The sequence below is a fragment of the Nostoc sp. NMS8 genome (assembly GCF_017115045.1).
Taxonomy (GTDB): domain Bacteria; phylum Cyanobacteriota; class Cyanobacteriia; order Cyanobacteriales; family Nostocaceae; genus Nostoc.
In genome coordinates this window covers 39615-55473 of record NZ_JABXKK010000046.1, presented here as the reverse complement: position 1 = coordinate 55473, position 15859 = coordinate 39615, and the positions used below count along the sequence as shown (strand labels likewise).

Here is a 15859-nt window from a genome sequence, read left to right as displayed (position 1 = left end):
TATCAGTGAATAGTGAACAACTAACCCATCAATGAATTGATGGGAATACCTGATATCTCATACCTGATACCTGATACTTAATAATTGATAACTCTTCACTGATAACTGATAAGTTAGCGCCGGAACCGTAGATGCTCCTCTTTGTCATCTGGCGATGGCGAGTTGATTCCCAATCTTTTCATAATCGATGGTTTGTCATCTCTAATCAGTTGCCTAACGATGTTCATTTGTTGCTCAAAAGTCAAAGCGAAAGCATCAGTTGTAACACTCGTAAATAACTCGCTGATTTTTGCTCCTGTTACCTTTTCACCTTTGACATATTTTCCTACTTCCATAACTAAAGGAGCCAATTTTTCAATATTTAAACACTGAATTATCTGTTTGAGATGCAACTTTAATTCTGCTAGTAATGTTTTAGCTAAGGTTGATTCAGTAGCTGATTGCTCAACAGAATTAGAGGTGGATAAAATAGCTCTCTTCTCTGCATGAGATTGCAACTCAGCCGTCAATACTGTTTCAAAGTCATTGAATGTACTTTTAGCAGCAACAAGTTGTTGATGAGACTGAGAAAGTTGCTCTGTCAATCCTAATATTGTTTGGGCTAAAGCAGACTCGATAGCTGATTGCTCAATATAATCAGAGATTGACAGAATAGCTTTCTGAACTGCATGAGATTGCAACTCAGCCGTAAATACTGTTTCAAACTGATTGAATGTAGTCTTAGATGCAAGAAGTTGTTGATGAGACTGAGAAAGTTCTTCCGTCAATCCTAATACTGCTTGGGTTAAAGCAGACTCAATAGCTGATTGCTCAATATAATCGGAGATTGACAGAATAGCTTTGTTTTGTGCATGAGATTGCAACTCAGCCGTAACCGCTTCATCAAAGTCACTGAATGTACTTTTAGCAGTAACAAGTTGTTGATGAGACTGAAAAAGTTGCTTTGTTAATTCTAATATTGTTTGGGTTAAAGCAGACTCGATAGCTGATTGTTCAATATAATCAGAGATTGACAGAATAGCTCTTTTCTTTACATGAGATTGCAACTCAGCCGTCAATGCTGTTTCAAACTCATTGAATGTACTTTTAGCAGCAAGAAGTTGTTGATGAGATTGAGAAAGTTGTTCTGTCAATCCTAATACTGCTTGGGTTAAAGCAGACTCAATAGCTGATTGCTCAATATAATCAGAGATTGACAGAATAGCTTTCTGAACTGCATGAGATTGTAACTCTTGAGTCAAGGCTGTTTCAAAGTCACTGAATGTACTTTTAGCAGTAACAAGTTGTTGATGAGATTGAGAAAGTTGTTCTGTCAATCCTAATACTGCTTGGGTTAAAGCAGACTCAATAGCTGATTGTTCAATATAATCAGAGATTGACAGAATGGCTTTCTTTTCTGCATGAGATTTTAACTCTTGAGTCAAAGCTGTTTCAAAGTCATTAAATGTAGTCTTAGATGCAAGAAGTTGTTGATGAGACTGAGAAAGTTGTTCCGTCAATCCTAATACTGCTTGGGTTAAAGCAGACTCAATAGCTGATTGTTCAATATAATCAGAGATTGACAGAATGGCTTTCTTTTCTGCATGAGATTTTAACTCTTGAGTCAAAGCTGTTTCAAAGTCATTAAATGTAGTCTTAGATGCAAGAAGTTGTTGATGAGACTGAGAAAGTTGTTCCGTCAATCCTAATACTGCTTGGGTTAAAGCAGACTCAATAGCTGATTGTTCAATATAATCGGAGATTGACAGAATAGCTTTGTTTTGTGCATGAGGTTGCAACTCAGCCGTAACCGCTTCATCAAGGTCATTGAATGTAGTCTTAGATGCAAGAAGTTGTTGATGAGACTGAAAAAGTTGCTTTGTTAATTCTAATATTGTTTGGGTTAAAGCAGACTCGATAGCTGATTGTTCAATATAATCAGAGATTGACAGAATAGCTCTTTTCTTTACATGAGATTGCAACTCAGCCGTCAATGCTGTTTCAAACTCATTGAATGTACTTTTAGCAGCAAGAAGTTGTTGATGAGATTGAGAAAGTTGTTCTGTCAATCCTAATACTGCTTGGGTTAAAGCAGACTCAATAGCTGATTGCTCAATATAATCAGAGATTGACAGAATAGCTTTCTGAACTGCATGAGATTGCAACTCAGCCGTCAAGGCTGTTTCAAAGTCATTGAATACAGTTTTAGCTTCAACTAACTGCTGATTAGACTGAGAAAGTTGTTCTGTTAGCCCTAATATTGTTTGGGTTAGAGCAGACTCGATAGCTGATTGCTCAACATAATCAGAGATTGTATTTAAGAGTTGTCTGGTGGCTGGTTGTGAAGAATGGACATAATTTGCTTCTCTATTAAAAATTGTTGAATCTTGTCCGTTAATTTGTCTTGAGAGTTTCTCTGTTCGTTGACCTCGAAGCCCATCATCTGTAGAGCTTTGGTTAATTCCTGCAATATCGTCTCCATGCTCGAAGACTTTTTCGAGTTCAGCATCTCGGTTAATTGCTGCAAGAAGTTCGACTGATTCGCGCTCATTTCGATTAGGTTCTCGGCTTGGCTCGTTTCTAAGAACTCGATTTTCTGGGTCAATTGCTCTATCTTCTCGGTTAGGAACTGTATCTGGGTTAGGTTGTTGTCGTTGGTTAAAGTCATGGGTTTGTACCTCTGGTCTATTTTGTTGTATAGAACGTTGTTTTGGTATCGGCTTACGCAAAGATGGAAAAGCCGCAGTCTTTGAATGCTGATTCTGCTGTTGCCAGTCCCTTAACTTCATTGCTTCATGGCTCAATTTTTCGTAAGGGAGTGGCCCACTTGCGGCGATGAAATCATCAACACCTTTGTCTGGTCCTGGCAAATTGATGACTTTTACTACAGCACCCTGCTTTTGCAGCAACCACCCAGTCGTAGAAATATCTCGTCTTACATTAACAATCGTTTCGGGCTTGGTTTCATAGTCAAAGCAGAACTTGAAAACTCTATTAGGTGTGGCGAAAACCGCTAATTCTTCATGTAGATAAGACTTGCCGACTTTATTACCAAACTCGGATTTCGGAGTTCGGTATCCCGCCGAAATCCCAGGTAGCCCAATGGCAGCGTGACCCTGGCTCAACAGGCTGGCCGCTTTTTTGGCTCCCTCAGCGATCGCACACGGTATATTATATTTCCATACACAATACCAAAATCCTGATTGGCGATCGCACTCGGTGGGGTTGATTTTGTACTTCGAGTAAATCTGATCAGCTATTTCCTGGGGTACATCAAGCAAAAAGATACTTAGCTCTACCTTTGGGGGATGCTCATATTTGATAAATTTTCCTTCAATGATCTGATTATCCTTATCTTTCTTGGGTCTAGGTGTATTTGGCTTGTAGCATCCCCATCTTTTACTCAAAGGTTTATCGCCTGGGGTTAAATCAGCAAATGAGCGTGGGTCTACTCCAGCATCACACCACCACCCGCCAGCATCAAGATGAGAATATGCGTTTATAAATCCTTGTGTTAAGCTCCCGGTATTTGTACGATTAAGTTTTTCACTAACCATAAGCCTTTCCCAAGCCTCATGCTCACCACCTGCATATTTGAACTGAAGGCTTTCAAAGTTCAAAGCGGTAATATCAGGATGGATAGCGCTATCAAAAAACTCTTGCCAGTGGTCTGGTTCAATGAAATTGGGTACTTCTTCTGACTTTCGAGGTATCCAAAATGCTTCTGTTGGAGCAGCAGTCTTTAATACTGGTTTTGAAAAAGCAGGAGACTTTCTATCATCTCTACGTTTTTCTTTGAGAGTGGGTTTGGCTACAGTTTTTAAACTTGTTGTAACCAATGGGGCTGGCCGACTAACTGGTAGGGAAACTTGCTCTGTGGCTAGCGGTTGAACTTTCAGTGCAGGCTCTGCTATTGCAACTTCAAGTTTTACTACTGGCTCATTAGCTCTTGGACTGACCGAGGCAGTTTTCGCCTGAATTCGTTCTACTTTTAAGGAATTCATCAGCAATTCTAAAGCGTTATCTTTGGCTTTAGACTCTTGCGCCAGTTGCAGCAATTCTGATTTGTCTTTAGTATAAAGTTTGACGTTGTGCCTAGCTCGACTAATCGCCACATAAAAACTTTCTTGCCCAATGGTGTAATCTGCCGCAATCAAGGCTAAGTCAGTGGTTTTACCTTGGCTACTGTAGATTGTGTTGACGAGCGCATAGTCCAGGTTTTGCGGTTGTTTTAGGTTAATAGTTTCAGTAATTTTAGTGTCTAAGTACTCAATTTGGGCAGAGTCTCCCTCAATCGTTGTGACTATAAACTCCTGTCCATTTCGCCTTTGTAGTTGGCAGTCATTTTTCTTCCATTGCAAGCGATCGCCTACAGCAATCTCAATTTCATCACGTTGGTAAACAGCTTTGTCAAAATTGGGATCTACTTCTAACTGCTTTCCATCGTCTGCTTTCAAAATTAATCGGTCGATGTTCTTGCCCACGACTTCATACAGCAAAGCTTTCTCTAAACCCCGGCGTTTGTAGTTGCGCGTTGGCATTACGACATTACCTAGTTCAAAGTTATGGGTATAGCGCAGCTGCACTTTGGTCAAGTTTAGAGCTTGCAACTGGGTAATGTTTGCAGTTGCCCCTAAACTCCCCTCCTGCTTTAGCTTGTCTCGAATCGCCTGGGTAAGTGCTAACTTCTCTACATTTGTGCCAGCGAGTACCAATGTTCGCGCTCGTTGCTCTTGAGCTAATCCTATATAGTCAGCAGCAATTATATCTAGCTTCGTATCAGGCGATACTTCCTGAATACTACCAATTGTCTCTAGTTGCTTAAATCCCGCTTCTACTCTCCCGTCTGCAATTAAGTCTACTGCTATCTTGAGATCCGGGTTACGCTGCCTATTTGATTGGTTTAAGTGTGCGGTCTTGATGCCAGCTTGTTGCAAGGATTTGAATGGGTTTCCAGCTTCCACTGCCGATAATTGCTTGGTATCGCCAACTAGCAATAGTCTTGCTCCCTCAGTGGTCGCTCTTTCTAACAGGGCATGAGCATATGCAGCACTAAGTAAACCTGCCTCATCCACAATCCAAATCTGATTTGATTCAATTAGGGGTGCTGGCTCAGACACCAATAAACTAGCTACAGTCTCGCCTTGTATGCCTAGTTCCTCACTCAGTACCTTTGCTGCCATTGATGAAGGGGCAAAAGCTTTGATTGTATAGCCCTGGGCGAGTGCGATCGCGTTTAATTCCTTGAGGGCGAAAGTCTTACCAGCACCAGCTACCCCTTGCCACGCTACAAATTGGTCTGTTGTGCTTAGAGCCATGTTTACTGCGAGTCGTTGCCCCTGATTGAGCAAGGTTTTCTCTAAAAGGCTTTCTACTACAACTGTGTGCTGTATGGAATTAACTGCCCCAATTCCTGACTGCATTAACTCAATCGTCGCTAGTTCTCTTTTTACTGCCGTCCACGTTGTGTATTGTCTTTCCATTCCCGGCAGAACGATTAACTCTTGATGCTCCTTGATTAATGGCTCAAGTGCAGTCACATCAGTCAAAAGTCTTTCAGAAAGGATAAACTTTTCTAAATCTTCAAGCTTAAAAGCAACATTCCTCTCGCTACAATGAGCGATCGCGGGAGCCAACGCATCTTCAAGACTTTGCTTTGAAACTGAATTTTGTACTACTTGAGTATTTGGCTCAGAAGGCTTGACGAAACTGATGCCCAGTGCCTCCGCTTCTTCATACCATAGCGATTTGAGTTCTGCCTCTGTTAACTTTTGCTTGCGTTGACGAGTAGTATCCCAAACTTGGTTTCGCTGTGCCCATGAAGAAGATGCACCAGCAAGAGCTACGATCTGCTGCCGCCGTTTTGAGAACGCCTCTAAATCTTGTTCTGTAAAACCTTTAATCTCAAATTGTCCATGTTTTCTGAGTTCTACCTCATACCCTAGTTTCTGGACTTCTGCCGCTAGATAGCTCTGGTATGCCATCCCCAGGAATTTCTTGTTAGCAAATATCTCACTATTCACCAAACTCATCCACTGACCATCATTAGCTTGCGTCGTATTCATGACTAAACAGTGGGTGTGCAAATGTGGATCTAAATCCCGACTCTCAATATGGTCAAACTGCGCGACCACCAAGTTACCCGTGTTTACCCTGTGCCTACCGTTGTTTTGTGTCACCCTCGTTATGGCATAACGCCTTTCCATCAGCCCGATCACTTCCTTTAATGCCTGATGGTGCGCGGCAATTAATCTTGAATCCCCACCGACCAACGCCATCAAGCTCACACTCTTGGGCGCAGAGAATGTACAGTCTAGTGCTGCCCTGCGTTCTTTGGGTTTTAACACTCTGGCATTAAGTTGCTTACTCCCATCAGGCGATAGCCCTTCGATTACATTGGTAAATTCTTGCTCATTATCAATTGCACCTGACAACCCCAATTTTTCAGCACCTAGTCCACTCCAGCGCGACTTGCCTTGATGGTAGTAGTTTTTGACGAAGTACTTCACCGCCATCTCTGAGGAAACGTTAGCAGCTGTTAGCATTGCTCACCTCTGCTATGAAACTTCTTACGAAGTAGGGAAAAGGGAAAAGGTGAAAGGGAAATGGTAATACGCTTTTTCCTTTCCCCCTTACCCCTTCCCCTTCGGAAAACCAAAGCAGTCGCCAATAACTCTTGAAGTCATTGTTTATCACCGACATCAAACCAAAAAAAGTTTGATGCCGAGTTAAAAGTTTTTGGTGAGACAATGACAGCAACATTTTTTTATTCACCAACTCTCATGCACTTAAATATAGCTTATTACCGTCTAAAACTTTCCGCCAAATTTGGCGTACTGTGCGTCGTTTTTTGCTATTATTCGCTTGGAAAAAGAATAATATCATTGTAATAGCATATATTTCCAAAATGCTTTTCTTTTATGGCATTGCGCCAGATTAATGCCAGAGTTGTGCCATTTTTCTGAGGAAAAAAGACTTGATTGTCAATAAATTTAATTTGTTGATAAATACTATTTAAAATTCCAGAGTTGTGCTAGAGTTGTGCCAGAGTTACGCCGGATTTATATGGGTTTGAGCCTGTTTTTATCAAATTCCATAAATTTGCCATAATTGCGCTATTAACGACTTGTGATTTCATGAAATGGTTGAGTAATTTTTGTTGAAAGTAGATGGCAGATTTAATAATCTCATTCGATCCGGGAGCATCCTTGAGTAGAGTTTTTTTTACTCTAGATTCAAGTAAGCCGGAGTTGCTTTTGATGGAACCCTACACAGCATTAATCCCGAAACAAAGCCTTTTAAGTTATGAGGAGGATGCGATTGGTATATCTTCTCCAGAGAATTCAGCTTGGATTGAATACAATCAGCAATGCTGGGGTATAGGATTAATTTGTCAGAGGTTTTTTGCAGATTTGAAGTTAGAGCAGCCAAAATTTGAGCTAGCGATTTATAAAACCTTGGCTGTAGTGGGTGCTATAGCTCAAAAGAAGTCGTTAGCCAACGGTGCAAGTATTCGTCTGGGCATCTTGTTTCCTTACGGAGAATACTCGGATCGCAAATTATTTGAGATATCGATTACAGGCGCTCTGCTCAACTTTAAATGGAGAGGTGAAAAACGCTCTTTCAAGCTAGTGGAGTTTGTTTGCCGCCCTGAAGGATTTGGATTGCTCTCACGAGGACGTACAACTACTCATAATTTGCGTGAAAGGAAAGTAGCGGTGGTGATGATTGGCTTTCGCAATGCCTCTATTTTGATTATGGATAAGGGTGCGATGACAAGTGGAGTTACAGAAGACTTAGGCTTTCATAAGTTAGTATCATCAGTACAGCGTCGGGTAGCTGGACAAAAACCTCTGACTCTTGCGGCTGCTATTAGTGCTGCTGGTTCCAAAATAAATCTAAAAGCCTTATTACCTCTAGTTCGAGTCGAAGATGCTTTGCTACAAGAATTAGAAATTCAATCAATCAAATCAGCAATCAGTATTGGTCGTGAAGAATATTGGGCAGTGCTTTCAAGTTATTTGCATCGTTATATTCCATCAGATATTGATGAGATTATTTTTGCTGGTGGAACTGCCCACTATTTCAAGAATGAATTGAATCGATTATTTCCGCGTCCTGAAAAAATTTCTTGTGATGCCTTGGAATATTTAGTACAGCAAGAATTTTTATCTGACAAACCTAAATCAGATTTATCCTTTCGCTTAACTGATAACTACGGTTTTTTCTCTTATCTTTGTAAAAATTATCAACAGGTCGCAAATCATGCCTGAACAAGTTGATTTTCGTTTTCAGTTCAGTACTTCATCTCCTTACCTTCCCCTCTTAAAATATCTGAGTCCCAAAAATAAAACTCTTGAATTTCCAAGACAAAACATGATTATCTGGGCAATCGCTGCCTTTTGGCATCCGATAGCTTGTCGGTGGTTAGGAGGGTTCTCAGAATCAGATTTAAAATCAAAGGCAAGAATTTCAATTTACCAACTGCAACAACAAATTATTTATTTAGCTCAAACTTTTAACTTGGAGCAAGAACTGGAGAATCATCTAATGGTTGCAAACCCTACCGACGAGATTGATACACATTTGGGTTCTTCACCTACTCACGAAGATGATGATTGTTTACTAGAAAATGCCTTTAACTAGGAATAAATTTATGCCTTATACCAAAGAACTGCTACAACAAACATATTCACTCTCTGTAGAAGACGTTGATGCCACGTTGACAGCAAGTAATTTACCTATTGACCAAGCTGATTACAGTGATGAAGAAATTCAGTCCCGTTTTGATGTGATCCGAGCGTTGATTCAACAGGGTAAAACCTATAAGCAAGCGGCAGCACACTTCCAACGACAATCGAAAAAACGTGCCGATAAAACTGAATTTCCACCAATGAATATTCTGGAAATGTTAACTCACATTAAATCAGAGTACGGCATTGAGATAGAACTAACTGAAGCGATTGAGATTATCAGCGCTTGTGGACTATCTCCAAATCAGAAGGAGTATCGTCAGTTGGAGTGTGAGCGCTTTCTCGAAGCTTGCGACCTAATTAAGGAGCAAAATAAAACATATTTTGATGTAGCTGCTCACTTTGGCATAGTTCAACCCCAAGATGAGAGCCAGTTAATTGCTGAGTTTTTTGGTGAGGAAGCATCTGTTTCTGAAGAGGAATTGGTCAATTTAGTGGATAATATTACCCGAAAACGCGCTCAAAATATTCCAGGGCTAGTCAACCAAATGTATCTCAAGAATGTACTCCGCGCACTTTCGGAAAACAAACAGGATATTAAGAAATTTTATTCGGGACTAGAACAACGTATATTGGAGCGCATTGAGGGAAAGTCCCCATTGAAAACTCTAATGGCGAATCACTATCCGATGAAGGATTTTCCGCTTTCTTCGCCCACGCCGATGCTATCGCCCAACGTGTCCGAGAGTGGAACGAGTACCGATTAGAACAAGAAATTGCTGACCAAAAACGCACCATCGATCTGAAAATCGAGAAGGCATCTGATGTTAAAGCTGTTGAAAAGTTAAAGAAGTCCAAAGAATGGTTGAAACATCGCCAACAGCGGTTTGAAAAAGTTAAAGAATTTCTTTTCTGGATTGGTGCTTGGGTCGGCTCTGGTCGCTCTGGTACTTTATTTGTCCTGACTGCCATTGTCACCTTCGCTACTCTTGGACTAATCGCAGGACTCAACTGGCCTACCACCATCGCTTGTAAAAGTGACTCTGAGGGATGTTATTTACTGCGATTTGATAAGAAAACCGTGATTCTTCCCCAACAATTCAAAAATATCCTTGCTGAGTACGAACGTAATAAGGACAAATCCAAGCGTCGTAAATAATTAAGAAATGCTCATGTCTGAACTACAACAAACCAAGCTTTGGGATGATTGGGACGATATTAATTTATCTACTCCAGAACGTCGCATTGAACGCTTAGAAATTCTGCTGTGTCAAAAAGTCTACAAAGGCGAGGACATATCTGAATGTCTGCAAGTTTTAGAGTACTTGAAAAATTGCACGACTCACCAAAAGTTAGAATCTGTTTTCTTTAAGCGAGTTCATTCTAAAATGACTTTCAACTCGTGGAAAATAATTGGTCAGGCTACCTTAATCTCCCTAGTCGCTATTTCTTGCTATTTTGCCATGTATAAAATAGTTACTTCATCAATATCTAATAATTCTTCGTCGGAATTATCTCAGGGCAAACAATTATCAAAAAACACCCCACCACACAGTAAAAAACATCACAAATAAACATAATCGCAGTGCGGTATATTTCTTGAACGCACTGCAATTATTGACTATGATATTCCATCAGCAATCTCTAAAATCTTTCAAGTTAACGAAGTAAAAAGGCAGTTTATGAATATTTACTTTCATACCCAAGGTGAGGCGATCGCTTTCTTTCACATATTCAGGTAAAGTCACTGCATTTGATAGATAAAAACTTTCTTTACAGCGTAACTCACCTACTTTAATAAGAGGTGTCCTTGTCGAAAGGCAAGCTGTCAACATCCTCAAAATTACGCAAGTCTTGCTCCATCTGCTGCCGACGTTGGACGTATGTTCTGCTGTTTCCAATCCTCCCTTCCATCAACCATTCACCAAAGTTGATGCCTTGTTCTACGTGTGAGGCAGACATTTTATTATAATGATCAACCTCCATTTTCTTACGCCACTCAAGTTGTTCCAGGGCACTTTCACTGATGCCAATTTGACGAGCATATTCTACATATTCAGGTCTGAGAGAACCATCTGGGTTAAATTCCTTTTTTTCTTGTTCAGTAAAGAAATCGTAAGCTGTGTAGATTGGCCACGGTTCTGGATCAGTCTCGTCCAGGTGCTTCCATTCGTCATATCTTGCTTTTAGCCTAGAGGCATAATCATCAATTGCCTCGTTACTCATTCCCACAGATAACATTTCTTGTCGAGCTTCATTTTTCAAGCTGCCATCTGGATGGAACTCTTTCTTGTGCATATTTATCCAACGCTTAATCCTTGACATATAAATCTCCTCAGAAATTGATTAAACTTCATCAATTTACTTAGCATTTATGACTCTGGAATTGAAACATTTTGATCCTCGTTTAAATCAGTGGATCTATACAGACGATAACCAAACCAGATCTCAATCAATTTTAACTGAAAAGCTCAGTAATACCTTATTAGAATTTTACTTTCCTGGCAAAGAATTCTCGTTTGGACACTCAGATGAATACAGCACAGCCGAAGAATTAAAGAATCATCCAGATGGACAGATTTTATTGCTATCTTCTAAGACTCGCTTACTTTATGGAGATAAAGAATGTTTAGAAACGATTCAAAAAATTTGTCCAGATAGTAAAGACCGTGGGGCTTATGGTTCAATCTTCCTTGGGGCTTGTAAAAATGCAATTCACGAAAAGTTAAGCATTCTGGTAGTAAATGATTCTACTGAAAAGGCTGGTGAAAATGGAGGGATATTATCGAATGATTTGGCATATAAATTAGTTGGTGACTGTTATGGGCAGATTTCAACACAACTTTATGACAAAGTAACCTTAAGAGAATCCCTTGCAGATAAAAGCTATCGTGTAATTCAGCATCGATTTGGTTGGGTGGATGGAGTTGGAGAGGATACTACTAAATACCATTTTGGCAAAGGAACACTACGACCATACAGGTTAGACGAAATCAAATATGCAGATCCAAATAACAAACCAGAAATAGACATAATTCTCCCCGTAAGCAGTTTTAAGGGAACAGACAAGGATAGACCCGAAGGGCCCACTAAACCGCAGATTAAGCCAGGATTATATCAGCAAAATATTTGGTTAGCTGAAAAAGGGCAATCTCAACAAGGACAGATGTCTATCTCCCAACTGCTGGCATCTTTCCCCCAAGGAATTAAAGATTTTGCCGAAGAGCTAGAGGTACAAGCTCAAAGATTAGCTTCTATTGAAGATGACCCAAGAAGAGTTGCTACTTACTATTGTGAAAGATACGAAAAACGTAAAGAATCATTGAGCCAAAATAAATTAAAAACAGGAGAAGTCACAAATCTTGAAACAGATGTTAAAAACTTAGGGGCAAACGACGACTTAGATGCAGATCAGGAGTTGGATGATGATCCCGGCAAAGATGACTTGTTCATGTACAAACTCATTAAAGCTGATTTACTTGGTCATCAACAGCTTTTAGAAACAGAGAAGGTAAAGCAGGAGCTAAGTCGTTTTGTACAAAGTGAGTGGCGAGATATTGCTATTGGGAAAACGCTCACTTTTGACCGAGCAATGATTATTCCTTCCAAAGAACTCAAAAATGGTGAAATTTGTGTCCCTTGGCTTGATGAGCAAGAAAAAATTCTTAACTTCCGTTCTCCTTTCCTCAACTCTAATGGTTTGTGTGTTTCTAATAATAAACACGTTGAAGACTGTGTTGCTCCAGATGGTAAATCTTTGCAAGGCATAATTGTAGTTAATGACGAAGACCACAAGCGTATACAAGCCAGAATTACAGAGTTAGAAGCACTCTTGATCGATGTTGATTTTATCGACCCAGCAGAAACCGAATCAGAACGCCAAGCACGAGACTACGATGGTGATTGTATTGGTGTAGCACGAGCCGGCTTATATCCTAATTTAACAGCAGAGGCAGAGCGAAGAAATCTCCCCCAAAACGCCTATTCGCCCACGGTTAAGCTCAAAAAACAGTCATTTTATGATCCTAGCGATGGAAGCCAGCCCCCATTTGAAGAGATAGCTATCCACATGAGCGATAGCATTAGCGTGGGCATAATCAACAATCAAGTGACGGCACTGGAGGCATTAGAATCAGAAATTGAGGTACTAAAGACTTACGGTACTTTTGAGCAGAAATCAAATTATCTAGACCAAGTTTCTAACCATTACGAAACCCTGTTTGAACAAGAACGCCAGAAAGAGCCAAAGTTAATTCGAGAAGAATACAAGCTTTATATGCAAGGGGTTGTTGAAATTGCTCATTCTCAAAGAACTCCCGAAATTATCCAGCAAGCAATGGACATTAACCGTCAAATGTACCGGAGCATGATTGAAGAAGGATGTTATCAAAACCAAATAGCGGTTGATTTATTCAAAAGTGCTAAAAAACCTGAGATGGATAAAATCAGGGAAAACAACCGCTACTTGTATCGTGATGTTAACTATATTAAAGATAAAAAGTCGCGTTCAGTTTATTTAAACACAGGTATAACACCAAAGGGCTACTCACCAGTAGAATTATTAATTAGCCAAACTAATAAATATTTCCAAGAATCACAGTTAGAATCGCGTCCCATCGTCCAGTTTAAAGACTTATTCAAAGGAGTAGAATTTACACCACAACAAAAATTTGCAGCGATCGCCGCAAAGTACGAGTTCGATCTGAAGTTCAACGCTGCGGTACGTATGGAGCGACGGCGGGAAACCGAGAAGGGGCCATCAGCAATCATCCAAACTCCACAGTCTTGCCAACTCGAAATTACCAATCTAACTCGTTACGGGCATCCCCTAATCTGGAAAGCCCAGACACTTAACATTCGCCTAGAAGAAATTAAATTTACAAGTAGCGAACGCCCCTACAAATTACTAGCAGTCGCCCAGATTAATGGAGAAATCGATAAAGATGGAAAACCTGCATACCGTCAGTTGGGAACAGTTAGCCAACAATCTGTGACTGACCACAACCTCAAGGCAGGGATGGCCATGCAGGGAGCTAAACTATTAGAACTAAAACCAGAACTTACTAGAAGCCAAACTAAACTACTCTTTGCCTTGGCAAATGATGCAGCAGAAGCATTTTACGCGAAAATCCCAGAGTCAGAAAAACTTGCTCTATCCGCCGCTGCTTGGAGCATCTGTGCATCTCGCCAGGATGAACTCGAAGTTGCAAGAAAAGAAAACGCAAACCCCCAGGTGATCGCTAAAAAAGTCTCTAATTTTGCGTTCGCTGCTTTCCCCAATGAGATTATCTCTCGCTTAGATAAATTGCAATTTACTGAGCCGAAGTTAGTCACATTAAATAATGAAGCGAATCAATTTTTGGGTCGAGACTGGAATCCAACCGAAAAACATCCTATAGAAATCAGAGCTTCTCACCACCCAGTTGGGCATGAGCGCCATGTTTCCAGACTAATGTTTGTCCAGGATGCTGACGGCGAATATAAGGAATTCGCCATGCTCGAAACCAGGGCTGGAATGTTACCAATTGGCACAAAGGCGCAAGCTAATTTCATTGGGGTAGAACCTGCCACTGCCAAAGCAACTATTGGACTACCAGGAAACGAGCCAGTTGAAATTACTATCCGTGAACTCAAGAACTTCTCTTATGCAGGACTTGTTTTTAACGCCGAACCGGTCAACTTAGAATTTGGCACTGTGCCGGTGACTGACAAAACAGTAAAAATCAAAATTGATGCTTTGACTCTGGGCGAGTTAGACAGTGATTCTGTCCAACAGTTGAAACAAGTTGATTACCTAAAAAATGGTAATCCCCTCAAATTAAAACTTACCTCTATCTCCGAAGCTGGAGATCAAGCTTTTGTGCTAGGTGAGTCTCCCAATGGGAATCTCCTGAAAATTAATAAAATTAACTTTTATGATTTTTCTGGTCAGACATTCAATGATCAAGATTACCGAAAACTGACTATCGAAACCTCAGCTTCTAAAACTAGAGATGCAGTATTTTTCAATGGTGAACCCTTGGGGGTATTGCACTTCAAAAAAGATAAGGATGCGCTCAGACAGCTTGGACTACTCAAAACCGGGCAACTTACCCCAGCCCCCGCTATTATTGAAAGTAATTTTTCTGTTATTTGCGCTCAAATTGACCCTAAGACCGTTGAATATCCTACTATTTGGACGAAGGAATTTCAGGCTTTTGGGACTCAATCAGTTAATTCTGAACAACAAGAGATGATTGAGAGTAGTGCGAAAATTCTCCATCATATTAAAGAGCGCCCTACTTTCTTATTTTCTACAGAATCAAACAAAAAACTTGGAGTCATGGGCTTGGCTGTTGACAACCAGAAAGCTGAGACTGTAACTAAATGGTTAACTGCTCAAAAAGTTGAATGGGAGCAAGTACCAACAGAAGATGTTATCAGGGAAACTAAAAAAGGTCTAGCTGTATTTAACTTGGTTGATAGCTCCATCCCTGCCAAAACTTTAGAGAGCATGTCCAAGAAATTTGGGGCTGTGATTGAAACGGATAGTGAGTATCAACAAAGGGTTAATTCCCTCGCCACACGACCGCAGTTTTTGAAACCACTAGAACAAACAGCACAATCCCCACCTAACCAATCAACTCTATTACTCTCCACTACTCCTTCTACACCAGACATTAGTAATGGTGTGAAAACCGAACCTCTAAGTGTAGAGAAGTTCCCGACAGTCACTATTGATGACTTGAGAAATTGGTACAATGCCGCAGATAAGTTAGGGAAGCCGGAGAATTACAAAAAACGCATTGTAGAAGTGGCCAATCAGTTTAAAGCTGGTGAGCAATTGTCAGCCGAAGCGTTGACAGTAATGAATAAAGATAAATTTGAACTTGAAGCCATCAGTCGGCTGACTCAAATTGCTCAAAGGATTGGCATGGTTTGGGGTAAGCCTAATGAAAATGGCACTCAAGTCCAAGGAAAGATTTATGACTTGGCTTTCAATACCCAGCAGAGGGATTTAACTATTTCGCAGAAAAATGGAGAAGTAGTTTTAAACTTACAATCTGGCAAGGTGCAGACTAATAAAGTAACTCCACAGATATTGCAAACTTTTGAGGATGCTAATACTCAAATTGATAAAATACTAGCTAAATCTCAAACACAACAAATAGACATACAAAAATAGATTTATCCTAGAATAGCCTTTT

General features: G+C 40.4%; 8 protein-coding genes. 6 read left to right on the top strand and 2 right to left on the bottom strand.

What is annotated here, in order from left to right; translation table 11 throughout:
* Positions 1–113 precede the first annotated feature (113 nt).
* A complete protein-coding gene (gene mobF / locus HWQ39_RS07915) occupies positions 114–6524 on the bottom strand; it encodes a MobF family relaxase (protein WP_292843292.1) in 6411 nt (2136 codons plus the stop codon).
* 624 nt (positions 6525–7148) lie between these two features.
* Here mobF and HWQ39_RS07910 point away from each other — a divergent pair.
* The 5 genes from HWQ39_RS07910 to HWQ39_RS07890 all read left to right on the top strand — a co-directional run bounded on the left by HWQ39_RS07910 (position 7149) and on the right by HWQ39_RS07890 (position 10246).
* On the top strand, positions 7149–8252 hold the full coding sequence (locus HWQ39_RS07910; protein ID WP_292843290.1) for a ParM/StbA family protein: 1104 nt from the start codon (positions 7149–7151) through the stop codon (positions 8250–8252).
* 103 nt (positions 8253–8355) lie between these two features.
* Positions 8356–8625, top strand: coding sequence for a hypothetical protein (locus HWQ39_RS07905; protein WP_292843289.1), 270 nt, complete (start codon positions 8356–8358; stop codon positions 8623–8625).
* A gap of 10 nt (positions 8626–8635) precedes the next feature.
* Positions 8636–9439 (top strand): hypothetical protein, encoded by an 804-nt coding sequence (locus HWQ39_RS07900; protein ID WP_292843287.1) that lies wholly within the window; start codon positions 8636–8638, stop codon positions 9437–9439.
* A 98-nt stretch (positions 9440–9537) separates the two neighbouring features.
* A complete protein-coding gene (locus HWQ39_RS07895) occupies positions 9538–9831 on the top strand; it encodes a hypothetical protein (RefSeq protein ID WP_292843285.1) in 294 nt (97 codons plus the stop codon).
* 13 nt (positions 9832–9844) lie between these two features.
* The gene (locus tag HWQ39_RS07890; RefSeq protein ID WP_292843283.1) at positions 9845–10246 is read left to right on the top strand and encodes a hypothetical protein; all 402 of its coding nucleotides are present in this window, start codon (positions 9845–9847) and stop codon (positions 10244–10246) included.
* Positions 10247–10466: 220 nt separating this feature from the next.
* On the opposite strand, the gene HWQ39_RS07885 is transcribed toward HWQ39_RS07890, so the two are convergent.
* Positions 10467–10997, bottom strand: a complete 531-nt coding sequence (locus tag HWQ39_RS07885) for a hypothetical protein (RefSeq protein ID WP_292843281.1) — start codon at positions 10995–10997, stop codon at positions 10467–10469.
* Positions 10998–11046: 49 nt separating this feature from the next.
* Between HWQ39_RS07885 and HWQ39_RS07880 the strand changes: the two genes are divergently transcribed.
* Entirely contained in the window at positions 11047–15837 is a 4791-nt protein-coding gene (locus tag HWQ39_RS07880) for a hypothetical protein (protein ID WP_292843279.1), read from the top strand.
* Positions 15838–15859: the final 22 nt, after the last annotated feature.